The organism is Sphingobium sp. GW821-FHT02B05, from assembly GCF_059421905.1.
Genome location: NZ_JBWKVW010000017.1, coordinates 1 through 18,838 on the forward strand (window position 1 = coordinate 1; position 18,838 = coordinate 18,838).

Consider the following 18,838-nt stretch of genomic DNA (forward strand, 5'->3'; position numbering starts at 1 on the left):
CTACTCAACGAGACCCTGTTCCTGAGCCTGGACCACGCCCGTGTGGTGATCTCCGCCTGGGCAGAGGATTACAACCAGGAGAGACCCCACTCATCCCTTGGGTACGAGACCCCGGCGGCCTTTGCTGCCGAACTGCAAAAGCAATGGCCTGCTCCGCTACGCCCTACGGGCTCCGCTCCACAGGCCATTGCTTCATCCGCGCTCATGCGCAACAAAGCTGCCCGGCTCTAATCCCGACTGGAGGAAATCCGGGGGTCACGTCAAGCGTACCAAAATGGATGGTAGTCCAGCAGGTCGCTTCCCCTTACAGCGGCCCTAGAGAAGGTTTAATATGCTGGTTAGTTTCTACGAACTGCCTGATGAGCGTGCAGACGCCGCAGCGTGCCTAGGCGTCAGACTGCTTGCCCGCCCGACACGCATCTCACCTCTTTGAGCGGCACGGTCGGATCGGCAAGCTGCGCTTGATCGAGTAGCGTATCGGAGATCAAATGGGCGCGGCCCTGCACGAAATCCTTGACCATATTGACACAATCGAGCGCGATGAGCTTTCCATCCTTCAGATACAGGACGGAAAAGCTGCGGGTTGCCGGATTACCGCGCAGGATCGTCTGATCATGCCCGGTGGACAGGCCCACGGTCTGAAGCTTCAAGTCAAACTGGTTCGACCAGAACCAGGGCACGGCATTGTAGGCCTCCTCCTTACCCATGATGTGGCCCACCGCAATCTTCGCCTGGTCGTTGGCATTCTGAACCGATTCGAGCCTGATCAGCGCCCCGCGGGCAAAACCGTTGGCGTGAGCGGCGCAATCACCCACCGCATAGATGTCAGGTAGGGACGTGCGGCAATATTCATCTACATCCACGCCATTGCCGCCGACTGCGCCCGCAGAGATCAGCGCACCGGTTTCAGGGAAGATACCGATGCCGACGATCACCATATCGGTTTCGATCCTTTCGCCATCTTCCATGAGCACAGCGGTCGCCTTTCCATCTGAGACCTCGATACGGTCCATCCGTGCCCCGGTGCGCAGATCGACGCCATGCCCGCGATGCTCTGCCTCGTAGAAGCGCGACAGTTCCTCACCCGCTACACGCGCCAGCACGCGGTCGAGCGCTTCAAGGAGCACGACCTTCTTGCCGAACTTGGACAGGACGGCCGCGGCTTCCAGGCCGATATATCCGCCGCCGATCACAGTGACATGGTTGATCTGATCCAGCTTGGCCATCATCGCGTCGACATCGATGCGGCGGCGCACGCCATGGACGTTCGATGCATCTGCCCCGGCGCAGGTCAACATGCGCGGGGATCCGCCAGTACACCAGATCAATTTGCCATAGCCGATTTTGCTGTCTCCCGCGGTGACAAGCTTGCCCACGGGATCGACCGACGTCACCCGCAGGCCAAGCAGCAGATCAATCTTGCGCTCGGCCCAGAAAGTCGCCGGGCGGATAAGGATACGGTCGAAGCTTTTTTCGCCAGCGAGATATTCTTTGGAAAGAGGCGGGCGTTCATACGGAGGGTCCTTCTCGTCGCCGATCATAACCACCGAACCTTCAAAGCCCTGTTGCCGCAAAGAGATAGCAGCTTGAGCCCCGGCATGGCCCGCCCCTATGATAGCAACGTCATATTTCATCAGCTAAAAAATCCTGTTCTGACCAACGTCCTCGCTGGTTGTTCGGTTATCGATGGAGGCGAGTAGGTTTGAGCTATGTTTCGACTATTTCCGTGCTGCAGATATCGACCGCTGTGCAGGCAGTGTGGCCGCTGGGCCGGCTATGATCTGGACTGCTTCATAGCGTAATCGCGCATGTCGTGCGCACGCCAAACAGAAGGAGCCCCAAATCCATTCCGTCCCGGCCGGCGGAGACCAGGTCAGTCAGTCGGTACACAGCGATAGGAGGTCGCCGACCGAGGATCGCCCTTGCCGGTATAACGCGGATAGGTGGGATAGGCGCAGAAGGGGAGGCTGGCCGTTATCTGGCCGCTCGCGTCGAAGGCGTGCAATTGGGGGTGGGCAGGTAATTGCCCGTGCTCAACCCATTGGTCCAACGCGCTCAGCATGTCGAAGCGGTCTGGCACGGGCGAGCCGTCCTTTCTCACGCCCGCGCCGCTATGGCCGGTGCCCGGCGATACGAACAGTCGGATTGTCTTATCCGCCTTACCTTGCCCCAATTTGCGCGTTGCCGCTTCGTAATAGCGCCATACGACGCCCGGTGGCACCAGATAATCGGCAGTGTTCGATTTCATGAGCAGCTTTCCACCATGCGCGGCGAAGCGCGACAGGTCGGGATTGGTCGCGTCCATCAGCGCGGATACGTCGCGAATGCGGTCTCCGTCACGAACGGGATCGACCGGTCCGCCGCGGCCGGCATCCCGGAAGATGAAGTAGCGGATGTCGCCTGATGCATAGCGCGGACGGCCCAATGCATCGCTGCGCTTGTTCGGGGCATCAACCACCAAAGGGATAACGTTGCCGGGGGCATCTTCGCCGCCGATCCCAAAGGCGGGAGATTCGACCTGCCCGTGTGAGAGCGGGAAGGCATAGCGGTAGGGTTTGCGCACGCGGTCGATGAGCGCCAGTTGCGCGTCGGAGAAGCAGTCTGCGCCTTCAGCGCCGCCAGCGCACCGCCGCCGCGCAAAGGCCGTATCGGCATTGCAGCGGCGATAATTGGCAACCACTCCGTCCCTGATCCCGTCATTGGCATCGCACGCCTCAAGGGTCGTTTCCCTCCAAAGCCTGACATGGGCGGGCGACATATAGCCGCCCGCCTGATGGTCCAGCAGGATTTGATATTCATGCAGATTGACGCCTGTCCAGTCTAGGATCGGCACGGTCGAGGCGATGCCCTGATAATCGCCAGGGAAACGCTGAGCCGCAATTAGCGCTTCACGTCCGCCCTCCGACCCACCGATGAAATAAGCACGTTTGGGCTTCGCGCCGAAGAACCGCTGCATCAAGATCAGCGCAACATCATGCGTTTTTTTGTAGGCTGCATAGGCGTGGTTGACGAGCGCCTCGTCATTCAGCGCGAATTTCTGCATTTCTGGTTCGACAGTGTGGCCCGCGTCCGTTCCCGCAGTCACATAGCCCCGTTCGACAGGCGTCGGGCCAGGCGGTGCGTCGCGCAGCGGATCGAGCCCGCTGATGAGAACGCCATTCAGTCCGCCACCGCCATACTGGACGAACTTGCCATTCCAATCGATAGGCAGATTAACCTGAAAGGTGATGGCTGGGGCCGCCGGACCGACAGCGTTTATTAAGCCTTTGACCTGGCAATAGGGACGCGGCGCATTGGCGACGAGCGCCGCTTCCGTGATCTTGCCGCCTCTTGTAGGCAGGCTAATTTGCGAAGCGGCAATAGGCGCAGATAGAGCAGCGCAGTCCTTTGTATCGGGCGCGGCAAGCACTGGCGTGGACAGGATCGCGAGCGTCATTACCACCCCTCCTCTCAGCGCATGCAGCAGGTAGGACGGAAGGCCGTCGCGGAACAGGATGCAACCGCCGTCGGATGAAATACTGCCATTCATTGTCATGCTTTTCTCCTGCGGTACCGGACTTCTCGATTGCACGGGACGGCTATCCTAAACAGATTTTCATTTTCTTTGCGGCGGGGACTATCCTATTGGATCGCACGGTACCCCTAATTCTGGCTGGACTGTAATGACTACCCAACTTGTAGCTCCCGTATATCAGGAACGCAGTCGCCGATCGCTTCAGAGGATCGTCGCCGCAGCGGAGATGGTGCTGCGTCAGGAAGGAGAAGAAGGTTTCTCGATCGCTGCGATAGCGGAGGCGTCGGGCATATCGGTAGGCGGCATCTATGCCCGCGTGAAAGGTAAGCAGGAACTGCTGTTGCTGGTCAAGGAAGCGGCGATGGGAACCATATTGGCGGCCGTTTCGAAAAAGCTGCGTCAGCGCCATGCCGACAGCGGATCGGTGATCGACAGCTACATAGAGGCGACGATGACCCCTTTCCAGCGCGATTCGCGGCTGCATTCGGCGCTGTTTGCTCAAGGTAATTCCCAAAGCGAACTGGCAGCAGCCGGTCGAGCCGCGCGCGCCAAGGCGGGAGAGATTTTTGCAGAAGCGATCGTCCGCGCCGATCCGGAACTCGCAGATAATGACATTGAGTGGATGACCTTCTGCAGTGAAATGATTACGTTCATGATCATGCAGGGCCTGAACACGGCGAAGACAGTCGAACATTGGGCTATATTGCAGACGCGATTGAGTATGGCTGCAAAAGGATATTTCCAGTCATTGAAAGAGCTCAAAAAGAGGACTGCGGTGCCAGATAAAGTGAAAACGAACCCGGCTCGGTCGCGAACTAAAGCGGTTGGTCGACCAGTCAAAGGTTGACACACCCTTGCGACGCTGCGTCTTTAGCGTGCCGCGAAACAATAAATACGGCCTTCTCCTCCCGTCGCCCGAAAATCGGCGAGGGAACAGCTCTTGCTGCTGTGCGCGGAAATCCAGGAAGTTGGGTAATCGCCGCCGCCGGTGCGGTCGAAATGCCCGACCCGTGCCGTGCCTTCGCCACTGCTTCGCCAGCCGTTACAGGTGGAATTGCCGGACGCCAGTTGGCCGTGAGGCGTGCTGCCAGTCAATATATCATGCTGGTTAGGCGTATCGCCTCGCCCCTTGACGGCATCGCCCCGTTCGGTGAGCGCGGTTTCCTTGTTGATGGGGCTGCCTGGACGGTGAAGGTCAGCTACCGACCGCCCCACTTCGACACCATTGGCGTTATACCATGGACCGCGACCGATCCGGTCGCGCGCATCGACGGCGGGCCGACCATCGATGGCAGGCATGCTCAGATAGGCGTGCCAGGTCTTGCCTCGAACCCCTGCCGCCTCGGCGAGATTGTTGCATAGTCTGTCCGCGCCCTCGATCCCGCCCAGGTCACCGCCTTTCCCGCTACCCTGGCTGCTGATGAAGAAGGACATCTTGGGACTGGGCGCATTAGCTACCGGCTGAGCCAGGGCTGCTCCGGTGATGCAGCCGGTGAAAAACAATGTTCGGATGAACTGCTTCATGTCGTCGCTCCTGTCGTCTGAAAGACAGCTGCATGAAAAAGGGCCGGGCGACAGATACCGCCCGGCCCAACAACTTAGAATTCGAACCGGGCACCCGCTTTAAAGTAGCGGCCGAGCGTGTCGTATGGCGAGAAGCTGGCCTGCGACCGATTGCCCAGACCCAGCAGCGAAGCGAAAGATCCGCGCGGCGGGTTCTTATTGAAGAGGTTGTCGACCACGGTGAAGAAGGTCATTTTTTGCTTCCCTTCACTGCGGATAGCATATTCCATGTTCAGGCTGAAATAGACGGCCGCCGGGAATCTGTTCTGGCTGATATATTGCTGGTTCGCCGCCAGTGGCTCATCATAGCCGGCATCTTCAGGACCTTGGTACAGGAACTGATTAAAGGTGACTTTCGAGTTATAACGCGCTGTCAGATTGGTGGAAAAGCCCTCGCTCTGATAGCCGACATTGCCGGTGATCCGCCACCGGGGGACTGCCCCTGCCAGATCGCCCAGCGACCGCCCGTCTGCACCGAAGGTCTCCAGCTGATCCAGGTAGCTGGCATTGGCCGTCAGGCTGATCCGACCGGGCATGTTGATCGGCAGAATGTAGTTCAGGCTGATGTCCGCGCCGCGGGTCTTGGTCTGATTCAGGTTCAGCTGCGGCGAATTGACGCGGCTAAGGCCGCTGGGCTGGGTGGGATCGAGGGTAATCAACGAAGCATATTCTGGATGCAGACCACTGAAATAGTCGTTTACCACTACCTGCTGCGGGATCGTGCCGATCACGCCGTCGATCTTGATCTGGAACAAATCAACGGACAGTTGCAGGCCCCGCGCCCAGTCCGCCTTCGGCTGAAGCACAACGCCCACCGTCCAGGTGTCCGCCTTTTCAGGTTTGAGATCAGGATTGTTCAGAGCAGAACTGTTTACGGTGTTGCTAAGCTTGGTGACCGGATTCACGACGGTCACGAAAGCATCGTTGCCCTTATAGAAAAGTTCGGGAAGGTTAGCGGCGCGAATATCACGCGACCGGGTGACGCGGAAGCGAACGCCATCCACGACATCCAAAACGCCGCCAAGTTTCCAAGTGGTCACCGTCCCACTGGCGGAGTAGTCCGTGTATCGAATAGCGCCGTTGAGATCGAGCGCCTTGAAGAAAGTCTCGCCGCGCAGCACGGGAATACCGACTTCGGCGAAGACTTCCTTCACATTCTGCTTGCCAAAGCCCGGATTAGGATTGGCGGCAAAGAAACCGCTGATGCTCGATAATGCCGCATAGCGGGGGTCTAGTGTCACCGAAGCCTTGTCTTTTCGCCACTCACCGCCTGCCGCAATAGTGAATGGCCCCGCCCACGTGTCGAAGGGGCTGCCGTTGATGCTGGCGCCGGCCGCTTCTTCGTCATAAATGGTCAGCGCATCAACATCGCGCGGAGCCACATAGTTCACCGACGCGTCCGAAGGCGCGGTCGCGCCGAACAGGTTCAGCGGTACGCAGCCCGGTGCGATATTGGCGATGTAGGCGGCGCGCTGAGCTGCAGGCAGCGCCTGTAACATCGGATTGGTCGCAGTGGGACCGCACACTACTTTGCCTGTGCCATCGTCGACCGCATAGGCGGCGGCGAAATAGTTGGGGAGTGATACCAGCCCCTGCGGCCTGTAATGGAAGCGGCTGCGGCCCTTGCTGAAATAACCCTCCCACTTCCAACCATCGCCAAAGCTGCCTTCCGCGCCAATGGCGCCCTGCCAGAAGCCATTCACGTTCTTAGAGTTTACACCTCGATTTTGGGAGAAGCCAACGCGCGACATGTTGAAGCGACTGATGCCGCTGGCGTCCATCGTAGCCGCCAGCGCATCCGGCAGATAGGGGTTGTCGCGCAGGATGACGATCGACCCGTTATTGGCATAATCGGCGGTGTTTGAGTCTACTGCGAACCTGCCGCCCGAAAACTCGCCCCAGATCTTAAAAGCATCGCTGACATCGAAGGAAAGGCGTGCAAGGCCAGTAATCCGTTCAGTGCCGGCGCGCAACGGCTGGTTGCGATGCATGCTGACCCCGCTGTTGTCGCCGCCGATCATCGACGCACCGGCGACCACGCTGCCAAGCACGAAGGGGCGGGTCGATCCGTCATCGTTGAACTGCAGATTGCCAATTGGGCAGGCCGCGCCCGCGCGCACCACACCTCCGGCAACGCAAGACATAATCCGGCCGCCCAGGGGAAATTGATAATGGACGCTGTCCGCCAACAGAAGTCCCGCTTGCCCCGCTGGCCCGACGCCAGGCGATGAGATAAATTCCGTTTCACGACGGCCCCAGGAGCGCTCATAGATGCCACCGGTCTTGGAACCATGGCTATAATCGCCGCCAATGACGAAATGGCCGCGGCCAGCGGCAAAGCTGGAGCCCGCCGCCAAACTGACCACCTGCTGCCCGGCATCGCCATATTGCGAAATCCCGGCCTGGACCGATCCGCGTACCCCTTCCAGCCGGTCGTTAAGCACGAAGTTGACGACACCGGCGACAGCGTCCGAACCGTAAGCGGCAGAGGCGCCACCGGTCACGACGTCCACCCGGCTGACGAGCGCTGTCGGCAGCACATTGGTATCCCAAGTGCCATTGGCATTGTTAGGAACGTGTCGGCGGCCGTCGACCAGCACAAGCGTCCGTGTGGAGCCCAGGCCACGCAGGTCTAAAAGGCCCTGGCCTACTTGGAACGTGCCGCCTGCGTTGGTCGGGCTAGTGTTGTTGCGAAAGGCCGGCTGCTCTGTAAGCGCTTCGGAAATCGTTGCCGGCGCGCGGGTCTCTAACTGCTGCACGCCCACGGTCGTCACCGGGGTGGGCGCGGTGAAACCACTGCCTAAGCGGCTGCCTGTTACGACGATATCACTGATCGAGCTGGATGCATTGTCCTGGGACACATCATTTTGGCCGGTTTGCGGTGGAGCGGGGACTGTCTCTTGCGCCAATACCGGGAGCGCGTTGCTCGCGATCATTGCGGCAAATGAGATACCTATTAGCAAATTGACCTTCATTACGGACCTCTCCCTGACTGTCGGCATGCTTGGCATGTCCTGTCTTCACCCCTCAACCGGGCGCAAATTATCAATTCAGCACAGATTTACTGGCAACCCTCGCCACCTGCGTCACGAGCGATGGTGTCACTATCGCTCTAACACGATTTGTATTCGTTTTCTTTCGAGAGTCAATTCGTTACCGTATGGAATGGCCTGTGAGCCATATCATGCCACAGCAGTGGTTGAACTAGGTGGCTAGGAAGCAGACGGCGCATTAAATGCTATCGCCGGCAAATCGACTGGCAGCTTAAAAATTATTCAAATTAATCAACTTATTAATAGAATATAAGTTTGAACTGACTTTCCGCCAAAGCGTGATCTGTCACTCGTAAGCTTGCCCATATAATTTGTGATGGCATAAAAATGAGCTGGCGGCTCATTGTTCGGTTGCCTCATGCGACGATGCTAACATACCATTCCGTATCTTATCGATACTGAGTACATCGATTCGTAAAACCACAATAATTTCATGTTTAGAGGGGGACCAATGGCTTTCTGGTACAGGATGGTTGCCGGCCACACGCCACGCTGCGGATTGTGTGACGTTACGCTGGCCTATGTGATATGCGCGGCGACCCTCGCTGTTTCGCCCGTCAATGCCGAGGCACATTCGCAAATCCTGGTTACGCCGGCGGAGCGGCCTGAAGGGGCTGCCAGTCACCCTCCGTTAGTTTCCGACGAAAAGCCGTCCGGGACCACACTGGTCACAGTTAATGGCACGCAGCTTTATGAGAGCACCTATTTCCTGCAATATAAAGCCCAGAATGCAGAGGATATGTTGCGGCGACTGCCCGGCGTGCCTGCCATCCTCGATGCAGCTGGCGGAACGACGCAGGCGCGTGGGCTGGGTTCGGGCGGTGATCAAATTCTGATCAACGGTAAACGCCTCGCGACGAAGAATCAGATCATCCAGACCATCCGGCGCATCTCAGCGGCCATGGTCGCACGGATCGAACTTATCCGCGGCACCTCCAGCGAGATCGACGTGCAGAGCGAAGGCCTTATCGTCAACATCGTGCTGAAGGACGGCGCGCGTAACGGCCGACCGTCGGGCAACTTCGAACTTAATCATCGCTTTGACGATATGGGGGCCTCCGCGCTCGACGGTCTGATTTCGCTATCAGGGACATGGGGGGCGCTGGAATATGTCGTAGGGGCAGAACGCAATGCATGGAGTCCGCTGGGAACGACGCCCACGGGCGGCACGACCGACTATTCGCACCGCGACCGCGACGAAATCTATTATTATCCCGACGGAAGCATTCAGGAGTTGCGTCCGCAACGCTGGACACGACCGCATGACAAGCGAATATTCACCACCAATCTATCTTATGGCTTTCGTGATGGCAGCCAGCTGCGCTTTAACGGACGCTATCAGCCCCATCTTATCATAGAAACCGACAATACGCCCTTCACCCGCTTTTCTACCGCAGGTGTCGCAACGGTGCAGGGCGTCGAATATCATCGACGTCGCCAGCACTCGCGGGTCGTTGATCTGGGCGGCGAATATGAACGCCGTATTGGTCCGGGCTCCCTCAATCTGATCGCGCTCCATACCAGGACGCGAGTGAAGGTGGCAGATTTCCGGAACCGTACGTTCGCGACCGGCCTGTTCACCGAGGTGAGCCGCAGCGCCATCAGGACCGATAGCGGCGAGGATGTGTTGCGTTCCACTTACAGCTTTCCGCTGGCGAAGGGACAGGATGTCACTTTGGGGGCGGAAGGCGCACGCAATACACTGGTGCAGGACCTTGCTGTCTTCTTTGATTTTAATCGTGACGGCGTGTTGGAGCCAGTCGTGAGCCCAATCGCCCTCGCCAGCGTGAAGGAATTGCGCGGTGAGGCTTTCATCACTCATAACTGGAAGATCGATGCGAACCTGACACTGGAATCGCGGCTAAGTATGGAAGCATCGCGTATCAGCACCAACTATCCGGCGATTCCGCAGATGAGCTACCGTTTTCTAAAGCCCCGCATCGACCTGCGCTACAATGCCACACCGCTGGACCGGTTGCGGTTCAAGATCGAAAGAACGATTAGCCAGCTCGACTTTAACAATTTCATCCCGCTCTACAATGTCACTGACGACCGGATCGATGCGGGTAATCCACAAATCCAGCCTGAGAAGACTTGGATATTTGAGCTAAGTGGCGAACATCGGCTACACGGGGACAATGGGCAGGTCGAACTGCGCGGTTTCTACAACTCCATCACGGACGTCATCGATCGCGGACCGTTTGGCGTCGCTGCCAACGGCCTGCCATTTTCGGCGCCAGTCAATATTTCGCATGGCCGGGCCCTTGGATTTGAACTGAAATGGGGCGTGCGTCTTGCATTGCTGGGCTGGCGTAACGTTCAGGTAAACGGGCGTTATCTACGCCAGTTCACACAGGTTGAAGATCCGTTTACAAACCGCGAGCGAAAGCTCAAGGCGCCGTGGGATGGCGAGTTCAATGTAGGCATCCGCCACGACCTGACGAAGGCTGGCCTGTCCTATGGGGCAAATTATGTCGACACGAGCGGCGGCCAGATCAGCAGCGATATCCGCAATTATGAATATTTCTCGCGAAGTGGCCGGTTCGATATGTTTATAGAAAAAGCCCTGCCCCATCGCCTTTCGTTGCGTCTGGAGGGATGGAACCTCACCGGATCGCGCGAGCAGCGGACACGGTCGCTCTACACCGTCTCACAAGCGCAAGGGAACTTGTTGCGGACCGAAAGCTACCGCGAGAAACGGGACCGGCGCTTCGCTGTCCGGCTGCGCGGCCAGTTCTAATGCTGCTTTGGAAACACGCAAAATTCAAGGTCAAGGCTGGACCTGTTCGTCCGCCTTGGCCGCTACCATGATTCGGTCGAAGATGGTGTCGCGGTTGATGATGACATGTTTGAGCACAGCTGCGACATGCGTAGTGATCATCACCGCAAGCATTGCACCGGCGAAGCCGTGGATGCGCCTAAGGATATAATGTAAATCAATGTTGACCTCTATCGGCGAGGGTATGAGGAAGCCTACCATGTTCACCGGCAGGCCCCCGGCCCAAGCCATCGGCGGGCCCGACAGCAGCATAACCGCCATGCACAGAAGCATGGCATAATGGGTCGCCTTCGCTAACAGGGCCGAAAATGGTGATAACGGTACGGAAGGATGGCCAGCCGCCAAGCGCCAAAGGATGCGTCCCCATAGCAGTGGATAGAGCAAAATCGCAACTGAGGTATGGACCAGCAGGAAAGTCGGGCTGGCCGTCACCGAACTACCGGTGAACAGAAGAACAATAACTGCGCAGCCGGCAACCCAATGTAGAATGATCGACATCCAGCCGTAGCCGTTTCCCGGATCGCCGCGCCAGCGCCTCCGCGTCTTCGATTCTTTTTCTGTCATCTGTTCCCGGCCAGCCTTGCCAAAACCGGTCGCCGGGACGAACCAAAGCCCGCCCCAGCGACCGCATCCCCCTGTCCTGTTGTGCCTCAGCCCCGTAAATAGGGATCGCCATCGACCGGCACGACCTCGCACGGGTCGGCTTCATCAACGCGCTGGCCGGCAGTGAACAGGCTCTTGGATGCGTCAGGGGCCGAACGGACTAATTTTCGGGTAAGTGTGCCTTGTGTCCACGGCTCAACCAGAACCTCAGGATCGTCCACGGTAAAGTTGTAGAAGAGAAGATCGCCCTGTCGCCATATTCTCTCTGTAACCTTCATCATATTGGTGTGGAAATAACCCTGCCACTGAAGCCAGGAAATGTCATTGAAACCGACTGAATCAATGACCAGAACATCGTTGTCCCAGTGACCCGATGACACGCCGTCCCATGTGGACTTGTCCATATCCTCATCGGTCAACTTTACATTGAGCGGAATGACGCGAGTGCGAAGGCCGGGATAGATCAGCACTACCTCGGTGCCGGTCTGGACGATCTTTGACGGCGCATTCTGTCGCGGGGTGCCGACTGGGTTGCAGGCCGACGATGGGTCATCCACAAATTTGCCGAAGTCCAGGCTGCGCACTTTGGCCCAATATTCTGGCTTGTATAACGGCTTATCCCAGCCCGAGGCGCGCTGCAAGGCTGCCTGATCGGGCTCAAACGATCCTGGATAGCGCAGTCCGCCCGCACCGAACGGGGAGGGGACATTGCCCCACACGCCATTCAGATCCACCTTGCCATCGGTCAGCCGCGGCGTCGGTTTGGCCGCGTCGGGGCTCTGCTTGGTCCAAGCTTCATAAGCTGTATAGGGCGATACACGCTTTTTAGGTGGGTAGTAATCCTGCGCCGGCGGCACACCGACTTGCGCGCCCGCCTGCGAAATAGCGGCCCCCGACCCGGCGCAGAGCGCCAGTCCGATAGCGGCCGATCCAAGCCATTTCATAACAACCTCCCTCAATGTCGATAATTCAGAGCGTGGGTCAGGTCTTGACGATCGTGACCTTCTTGCCGTTGATCTCTATGCCCTGAAGCAGACCGCCAGGTTGACCGGCCTTGCGCGCCGGCGAAATATAGAAAGTGTAAACCTTCCCAGGCACGATATCGCGCTTCACAACAACACCGACGCGGCGCAATGCGTTGCTGCTAAGCGCCTCAAGGCGCCATTCCGTCGTCTTTCCGCTCTTGTCCTTAACCTCCAGGATCCAGATCGCATGCGGACTGATGTCGCGGACAGACTTAAGTGTCGCAACCAGTGGCACGACCTTGCTCATGTCCCACTCGGCATTGGCGTTATGATGCGCACCAGCTGGTACCGAAAGGCCCGCCAGCGCCAGCGCGGCAAGGGCAATCCTGAGATTTTTCACAACTATTCTCCTTGAAAAGCTTAGGCTTCGCTTGCACGAGAGCCGCTGTTATTTGCCTTTCACGTTCGCCGGTACGGGGAACATGACATAGGGGTTGGATTTATATTCGGTAATCTTGAGCTCAGCATAAGCTCTACCATTTTTTGTCCACGCCATCCGGCTAGGAAAAACAAAATGATAATCGGGTTCAAAGCTGCTGACGTAATCGTGAAAAGTGGCACCGTAGGTGTTTTTGCCATCCACAGCGGTCACGCTGGCAGGGCGCTTTTTCTCGTCCAGAGTGACTGTAACGTCGATATTGTCATAAGGGCTGGTGCCGCGAAGCACCATCTTGCCGTCCACCATGCTGACGACTGCTTTGCCCTCCGCCTCTGCAACCGACCATAAGGCGCCGAACGGCGTGAGTTTCGTTAGCACCTCCAACTCACGCCGCCCTGCTTGAAACGGCTTTGCGAGGCCGCCTTCAGTTACTTCGGTCCAACCGTAGTCATCGTTGAACACCCGAATTTCGGACTTTTTGCTCGACTTTATGGCTAAACGGACAGCGGGCAGGCCGTAATGAACCTGCATGTCGATGGTTGATCCGGGCTGAGCATGGACGCCGTCAGCGGCAAAGCTGCCGGTTGCGGTGAACATGATAGTGACTATACCTTTCATTGAGAAAGGCGTGCCATAGAACGAACGTCCAAGGCCGATGGAACTGGCCGCGTCGCGTACCTCTTGCGGCGAACAGGGGCTGGCCGAATCGACCACACCTGGACCATCGCCAGCATTGCGACCGATCGTAGCGTATTGCGGCGGATAATAGCCGCTCGCAGGGCAGTCGATTTTGGGCCGGATCACGGTCGATTCTTGGGCGAAAGCATGGATTGCGCTCGCCCCCCCCAGCAAGCAGCAGGCCAGCGTCATGCCCGTCGATCGAAGCTTATCCATAGGTCCCTCCTAATCTCTTTAACATTACCACCCATGTCCTGCTGCCGCCCGACCGGGATTATCTGCGCTCGCAACCATCCGTTTCATGCGTATCGACGGTCGCGTCCTCTTGTTTTTAACCCATATACGAGAATATGATTCGCTTTCAAGAAATTCTTCAGTTAGGACTGTTGCAGTGACGAGACAGGCTGACAATCCGAAGTTCTACGCCACCGGCTTGTCAGAAATCCTTTAATCCGGGCGCGAACCTATCACCGCGCCGGCCATAACCGGGGTGAATAGCCGGTTTTAGTGAATGCGAGGCCATATGGGTTTTTTTGAATGGTTGATGCTATCGCCGGTGGGCATCTACGTCAGTGAGACGCAGGTGGCCTATTACAGCTTGTTGGCAGGCCATGCGATCGGCATGGGGGTCGTCGTGGGCATCACATGGATGTTCGCCGCGCGGCTGATCGGCTATGCTGCTACAATGCCGGTCGCGGTGTTCGACCGGCTGTTTCGCTTGACTTGGGCAGGCTTTATCCTGAACGCTCTGACTGGAGCGCTCCTATTCTGCGCCAATTCGAAAAATTTGATCCAGAACGCGCCGTTTTTGCTGAAGATCAGCTGCATCGCGCTGGGCGGCGTTGCCTTGTGGTTTCTGGGGCGTCGGGTCGATGCAGAACGCGAAGCGTTGGAGCAGGGCGCGGCCGCGACTTTCGGCACGAAGGCTGTCGCGCTGCTGACCATGGCTTTATGGATCCTGGCCATTTTGGCCGGCCGTATTATCGCCTACACTGTGGAATATATCTAGCCATGACAGACCTCCTATATTGGGTGCAGGATAACGGCATATTGAGCGCAAGCTTAATCCAAGCCATTCATGATAGCGGGCCGGGCCATTTCGTGCGCGACATCAGCTGGATGTTCGCGGCGCTGGAGACGGCGCACTTTATCGGCCTTTGCCTGCTTTTCGGATCGCTGCTGGTCACGGACCTGCGGCTGGCCGGCTTCTTCAGAACGGGCTCGGTCAAGTCGATCCTGCCATTCACCTATCTGGCGCTTGCTGGCTTCAGTATCAACCTGATCAGCGGAGCAGGCTTCTTTGCGTCTAACCCGGACAATTACAATCGCAATCCTTTCTTCTGGATCAAGATGATCCTGGTGTTGCTGGCTGGCATTAATTTGGCGATCTTCGAACTTGTGGAGCGTAGAAAGATTCGCCTGCTGCCCGACGGCGCGGATACCGACACGATGACCAAGACAGTCGCTATCAGTTCGCTTTTGCTGTGGACGGGCGTCATCATCATGGGGCGTCTGCTTCCGTTGATGGGCGTGGGCTGAGCGCGCTGTCAAGGCTCGCTCCCCTTCCTCGCCGCCTTATTCTGGAAGCATGATATGAAGAGATTGCTCGTCGGCCTTGCTCCGTTGCTATGCCTGCTCGCCGCCGCCTGCGAGCAGCCTTCTTCGACGGATCAATCGAAAGCTTCCGGACGGTCGGCGCCGCCTATCTCGGCGGCTGTAACACAATCCACAGTCATCATGCCGATCGGCGAAGTCATGCACCATGTCCTTGATCCGGCTGCCTATGCCTATTGGGGTGCAATGGGCACTGTTTATGACGAGAACGGTGAACATGAAATCCGTCCGATAACGGATGAGGATTGGGAGAAGGCCGAAAATGGCGTGGCAACCGTCGGCCTTGCCGCGATTGCGCTCACTGCGCCGGATTATGTGATGGAGCCTAAAGAGGACTGGAACCGCCACGCCGTTCATGTCAGCGAGGTTGCACTGGAGGCCAAGCAGGCGGTCGAAAAAAGAGACATGGTGGCGGTGAAACTATTGAATCATCGGTTGGATGAAGCCTGTGAGGAATGCCACAAGCAATTTTCACCACCAAGCGTTCCACCAAAAGGTTGACTGGCCAAAGCGACGCAAAGACGTTGTCCGAAAGACGGATCACATAGCAAGACTAAATGTCATATGACGGCATCACTTACTTTCAACGATAGCCCTTTTAATGATGGGGATTGATGACGCGAAAGCAAGGATTGTCGGGCCGCCATCACGGTAGCTGGTTATCCTTTGCTTGAGCCGCCGTTGCCTGCGGCCAACCCGGCAGCGTCATTCTTCACATAGGGCCAAAGCCTAGGATGAGGGTGTGAAGAGCAATACATTATTTTCGTTGGCCAGCATCGCATTGCTGGCCGAAGTCGCCTATGCGCCGCTCGTTCGCGCCGAGGAAGCTTCAGAACAGCACGCCGACATTGTAGTCTTCGGCCGCGGTGAGGCGAAGATTGGCGTTGCTCAAGCTGCCAGCGAGGGGAGCGTTGGTGGAGCAGACCTGCTGGTCCGACCACTGCTGCGCGTGGCGGAACTCTTGGAGGCAGTGCCCGGCATGGTTGCTGCGCAGCATTCTGGCAGCGGTAAGGCAAACCAGTATTTCCTACGCGGATTCAATCTCGACCATGGGTCGGATTTCACGACATATATCGATGGCGTACAAATGAATTTTCGAAGCCATGGCCATGGCCAGGGCTATCTCGACCTCAACGGACTGATCCCGGAAGTTGTCGAAAGAGAAGATTTTCGCAAGGGGCCCTATCGAGCCGATGGCGGTGATTTCGCGCTGGCCGGTGCGGCCTACATGAAGACTATCGACCGCTATGAGCAACCGTGGTTGGCAGTCGAAGCGGGATCCTATGGGTCGCGCAGGTTGGCGGCGGGCGGTACGCTGCGCGATATCGGCAGCGGAGACCTGACGCTGGTTGCTCAGGTCAAGTCATATGACGGACCATGGGAAGAGCCGGAGCATTTGCGGCATTATGCCGGTTTCGCCAAATATCACATGCCCGCCGGCGATGGTACGCTGGAAGGCACCATCCATGGCTATCGCGCAACGTGGCGCCCAACCGAGCAAATCCCCGAGCGCATCATCGGGTCGGCGGGCTGCGCTGACGTCTTCTGTTCGCCAGATCCATCAGCGCGGGGCGAAACCACGCGCGTCATCGGTAATGTCGCGATCAACCAGCCGACCTGGCGTGCCAACGTCTATGCGCAATTCTACGACTGGTCGATGTTCTCCAATCCGACCTATGCCGATCCCGACGGAACCAGCGCGCAGATACGCCAGTTCGACCGCCGCTGGATCGGCGGGCTGACCGCAGAGAAACGGTGGGATCTAGCACCCGCCGTGCGCCTGTCGCTCGGGACTGAAGATCGGTACGACCATATCGGCAACGTCGGGGTCGATCGCACCACCAATCGAGACTTCCTATCATCGCTCGGCCGTTATCAAGTCGAGGAATTGTCGTTGGCAATTTATGGCGAGCTGACGTGGCAGCCTTTGGGAGGGCTTCGCCTGACAGGCGGCTTGCGTGGCGATCATTATCATTATTCCGTCCGTGCAAGGGACAGCGTCGCCGCGACGTTAGGCGAAGGCAGGGGATCGGACAGCCTGCTTTCTCCCAAGGCTTCGGTTGCCTGGCGGGTGCTGCCCACTGTCGAGTTTTACGCCAACTGGGGTCGCGGTTTCCATTCCAACGATGTGCGCGGCGCAGTGAATGTTGAAACGCCGGTTCCGGTGCTGGTGCGTGGCACTGGCAAGGAACTTGGCGGCCGGGTGCAACTGGGGAAGGCCAGCCTGACCGCGACCTACTGGTGGCTAAATGTTGGCAGTGAACTGCGCTTCGTGGGCGACAGTAACGCCGTCGAGCCAAGTGGCGCAAGCCGACGCCGTGGTTATGAGCTTGTCGGTTTCTGGCGGCCGCTGTCTTGGCTGGCGCTCGACGGCAACTACACCGTCAGCCATTCGCGCTATGCCAATGGCGAACGCATTCCGAACGCCTTTGAAAATGCTGCATCAGCGGGTGCATCGATTATCTTAAATCGTTGGGAAGCTAGCTTGAGGCTGCGCCACCTTGGCCCGTATCCGCTTATTGAAGACAACAGTGAGCGCGATAAAGGCAGCACCATCATCAACGCCCGCGCTGCTTGGAAGGGCAAGCGGTTCGAAATTTATGGCGAGTTGCTAAACATCTTCGACAGCCGCGACAAGGATATTACTTACTACTACGAATCTTATATTCCGGGCTTTGACAGCGCACCGTTTGAGGGGCGGCTCAGTCGCGTTGTGGAACCTAGGACAGTGCGAATTGGTATGAAGATAAAGTTGTAGATGGTCACTGTCGTGCGGCCAGCTCAGAAACCTGATCCGGTTATCGCTGGCGTAGCCGTCCGAAGGCCGTTTGGACGTAATGCGCCGCTTTCGAACGTCCCACGGGCACGAAAGATAGGTCGAATTGCCAGTTGGATGTTGCAACGTTGCCTGTTGCTATCTGTCTGATTGCGACACATCATTAGGACACGGCAAGCAGCGCCGTTGCGGATCACACATAGCGCTTCATTGCTCTTGTTGATGAGGTTTCGTGATGGTGCAGAAACTCCCCTAAGTCCGAACCACCCCCGCTGTGCGATCGGAAATTCGTCGTTCTACCGGGCCTGCCAGTGTCGTGGCCAAGCGTCATGGCATCAGCGACGAGATGATCCACAAGTGGCGCAGGCGCGCAAGCTGGCAGTTCAGGATCGCTTAAGCGAGCCCCTTTGCCTGGATTGGGGCATGATCGAGGAAGCATTTCATGCGCGATAAATGGCTGTCTAACCGGATCTTCATGTCCCTCGACGACGCATCGACCTTTGCTGCGAAGCCTGGAACAGGCTGGTCGATCAGCGGTGGCGTATTATGACGATCGTACGCCGCAGATGGGCACGTTGGTCGTGATCAATGCCGGCTGGTATGAGCCTCGCCAGATCAAGCCCAATCGCATAATCATCCTTTTTTCCACTCGTCATTCATGCGCGGTGGCCCGCGCCTCCCCCGCCGCTTTGGCCGGCCGGTGCGCGGCAAGGCAGGACAATACGGAGCCAAGGACGAACAGGATTGCGAGGCCTTCAAACTGCGTCGGCATCCGCCAATCCCACAGGAAACCATAAAGGAGGGCAAACAGGGTTTCGAACAGGATCATCTGCCCCACCATGGTGAGCGGCAGC

General features: G+C 57.7%; 15 protein-coding genes and 1 pseudogene. 7 read left to right on the forward strand and 9 right to left on the reverse strand.

What is annotated here, in order from left to right; genetic code table 11:
- Positions 1-231 (forward strand): integrase core domain-containing protein (locus tag AC07UX_RS20735; RefSeq protein ID WP_495193859.1); only part of this gene is annotated, 231 nt, incomplete at its 5' end.
- A 161-nt stretch (positions 232-392) separates the two neighbouring features.
- On the opposite strand, the gene AC07UX_RS20740 is transcribed toward AC07UX_RS20735, so the two are convergent.
- Together AC07UX_RS20740 and AC07UX_RS20745 are read right to left on the reverse strand one after the other, a co-directional pair.
- Positions 393-1,634 (reverse strand): NAD(P)/FAD-dependent oxidoreductase, encoded by a 1,242-nt coding sequence (locus AC07UX_RS20740; RefSeq protein WP_495193860.1) that lies wholly within the window; start codon positions 1,632-1,634, stop codon positions 393-395.
- A gap of 239 nt (positions 1,635-1,873) precedes the next feature.
- Positions 1,874-3,535 (reverse strand): tannase/feruloyl esterase family alpha/beta hydrolase, encoded by a 1,662-nt coding sequence (locus AC07UX_RS20745; RefSeq protein ID WP_495193861.1) that lies wholly within the window; start codon positions 3,533-3,535, stop codon positions 1,874-1,876.
- Positions 3,536-3,662: 127 nt separating this feature from the next.
- On the opposite strand from AC07UX_RS20745, the gene AC07UX_RS20750 reads away from it, so the two are divergent.
- Complete coding sequence (locus tag AC07UX_RS20750; protein WP_495193862.1) at positions 3,663-4,361, forward strand: TetR/AcrR family transcriptional regulator; 699 nt, start codon at positions 3,663-3,665, stop codon at positions 4,359-4,361.
- A gap of 23 nt (positions 4,362-4,384) precedes the next feature.
- On the opposite strand, the gene AC07UX_RS20755 is transcribed toward AC07UX_RS20750, so the two are convergent.
- Both AC07UX_RS20755 and AC07UX_RS20760 read right to left on the reverse strand, forming a co-directional pair.
- Positions 4,385-5,038 (reverse strand): hypothetical protein, encoded by a 654-nt coding sequence (locus AC07UX_RS20755; protein ID WP_495193863.1) that lies wholly within the window; start codon positions 5,036-5,038, stop codon positions 4,385-4,387.
- A 74-nt stretch (positions 5,039-5,112) separates the two neighbouring features.
- Positions 5,113-8,052 carry a TonB-dependent receptor domain-containing protein gene (locus AC07UX_RS20760; protein WP_495193864.1) on the reverse strand — a complete coding sequence of 980 codons (2,940 nt, stop codon included), beginning with the start codon at positions 8,050-8,052 and terminating at the stop codon, positions 5,113-5,115.
- 529 nt (positions 8,053-8,581) lie between these two features.
- Between AC07UX_RS20760 and AC07UX_RS20765 the strand changes: the two genes are divergently transcribed.
- The gene (locus tag AC07UX_RS20765) at positions 8,582-10,870 is read left to right on the forward strand and encodes a TonB-dependent receptor plug domain-containing protein (protein ID WP_495193865.1); all 2,289 of its coding nucleotides are present in this window, start codon (positions 8,582-8,584) and stop codon (positions 10,868-10,870) included.
- Positions 10,871-10,900: 30 nt separating this feature from the next.
- Here AC07UX_RS20765 and AC07UX_RS20770 read toward each other — a convergent pair whose 3' ends face one another.
- From AC07UX_RS20770 to AC07UX_RS20785, 4 genes are all read right to left on the reverse strand, one after another.
- A complete protein-coding gene (locus tag AC07UX_RS20770) occupies positions 10,901-11,473 on the reverse strand; it encodes a cytochrome b (protein WP_495193866.1) in 573 nt (190 codons plus the stop codon).
- An 86-nt stretch (positions 11,474-11,559) separates the two neighbouring features.
- On the reverse strand, positions 11,560-12,456 hold the full coding sequence (locus tag AC07UX_RS20775) for a hypothetical protein (protein WP_495193867.1): 897 nt from the start codon (positions 12,454-12,456) through the stop codon (positions 11,560-11,562).
- Between the two features lie 37 nt (positions 12,457-12,493).
- Entirely contained in the window at positions 12,494-12,877 is a 384-nt protein-coding gene (locus AC07UX_RS20780) for a DUF6152 family protein (RefSeq protein ID WP_495193868.1), read from the reverse strand.
- A gap of 48 nt (positions 12,878-12,925) precedes the next feature.
- Positions 12,926-13,810: a hypothetical protein gene (locus AC07UX_RS20785; RefSeq protein ID WP_495193869.1), complete on the reverse strand. Its 885-nt coding sequence runs from the start codon at positions 13,808-13,810 to the stop codon at positions 12,926-12,928.
- A 307-nt stretch (positions 13,811-14,117) separates the two neighbouring features.
- Here AC07UX_RS20785 and AC07UX_RS20790 point away from each other — a divergent pair, with 307 nt between their 5' ends.
- The 4 genes from AC07UX_RS20790 (at position 14,118) to AC07UX_RS20805 (ending at position 17,966) form a co-directional block, all read left to right on the forward strand.
- Positions 14,118-14,603, forward strand: a complete 486-nt coding sequence (locus tag AC07UX_RS20790) for a hypothetical protein (protein WP_495193870.1) — start codon at positions 14,118-14,120, stop codon at positions 14,601-14,603.
- 2 nt (positions 14,604-14,605) lie between these two features.
- Positions 14,606-15,133 (forward strand): DUF6644 family protein, encoded by a 528-nt coding sequence (locus tag AC07UX_RS20795; protein WP_495193871.1) that lies wholly within the window; start codon positions 14,606-14,608, stop codon positions 15,131-15,133.
- A gap of 54 nt (positions 15,134-15,187) precedes the next feature.
- Positions 15,188-15,709 (forward strand): hypothetical protein, encoded by a 522-nt coding sequence (locus AC07UX_RS20800; RefSeq protein ID WP_495193872.1) that lies wholly within the window; start codon positions 15,188-15,190, stop codon positions 15,707-15,709.
- A gap of 283 nt (positions 15,710-15,992) precedes the next feature.
- Positions 15,993-17,966 carry a TonB-dependent receptor gene (locus tag AC07UX_RS20805; protein WP_495193873.1) on the forward strand — a complete coding sequence of 658 codons (1,974 nt, stop codon included), beginning with the start codon at positions 15,993-15,995 and terminating at the stop codon, positions 17,964-17,966.
- A gap of 670 nt (positions 17,967-18,636) precedes the next feature.
- On the opposite strand, the pseudogene AC07UX_RS20810 reads toward AC07UX_RS20805, so the two are convergent.
- Positions 18,637-18,838 (reverse strand): annotated as a pseudogene (locus AC07UX_RS20810) (EamA/RhaT family transporter); the annotation flags it as partial.

Coding starts and splice junctions, on each gene's coding strand:
- AC07UX_RS20775 (WP_495193867.1), bottom strand. CDS start 12,456: ATGAAATGGCTTGGATCGGCCGCTATCGGACTGGCGCTCTGCGCCGGG.
- AC07UX_RS20755 (WP_495193863.1), bottom strand. CDS start 5,038: ATGAAGCAGTTCATCCGAACATTGTTTTTCACCGGCTGCATCACCGGA.
- AC07UX_RS20785 (WP_495193869.1), bottom strand. CDS start 13,810: ATGGATAAGCTTCGATCGACGGGCATGACGCTGGCCTGCTGCTTGCTG.
- AC07UX_RS20760 (WP_495193864.1), bottom strand. CDS start 8,052: ATGAAGGTCAATTTGCTAATAGGTATCTCATTTGCCGCAATGATCGCG.
- AC07UX_RS20740 (WP_495193860.1), bottom strand. CDS start 1,634: ATGAAATATGACGTTGCTATCATAGGGGCGGGCCATGCCGGGGCTCAA.
- AC07UX_RS20795 (WP_495193871.1), top strand. CDS start 14,606: ATGACAGACCTCCTATATTGGGTGCAGGATAACGGCATATTGAGCGCA.
- AC07UX_RS20745 (WP_495193861.1), bottom strand. CDS start 3,535: ATGACAATGAATGGCAGTATTTCATCCGACGGCGGTTGCATCCTGTTC.
- AC07UX_RS20800 (WP_495193872.1), top strand. CDS start 15,188: ATGAAGAGATTGCTCGTCGGCCTTGCTCCGTTGCTATGCCTGCTCGCC.
- AC07UX_RS20790 (WP_495193870.1), top strand. CDS start 14,118: ATGGGTTTTTTTGAATGGTTGATGCTATCGCCGGTGGGCATCTACGTC.
- AC07UX_RS20765 (WP_495193865.1), top strand. CDS start 8,582: ATGGCTTTCTGGTACAGGATGGTTGCCGGCCACACGCCACGCTGCGGA.
- AC07UX_RS20750 (WP_495193862.1), top strand. CDS start 3,663: ATGACTACCCAACTTGTAGCTCCCGTATATCAGGAACGCAGTCGCCGA.
- AC07UX_RS20770 (WP_495193866.1), bottom strand. CDS start 11,473: ATGACAGAAAAAGAATCGAAGACGCGGAGGCGCTGGCGCGGCGATCCG.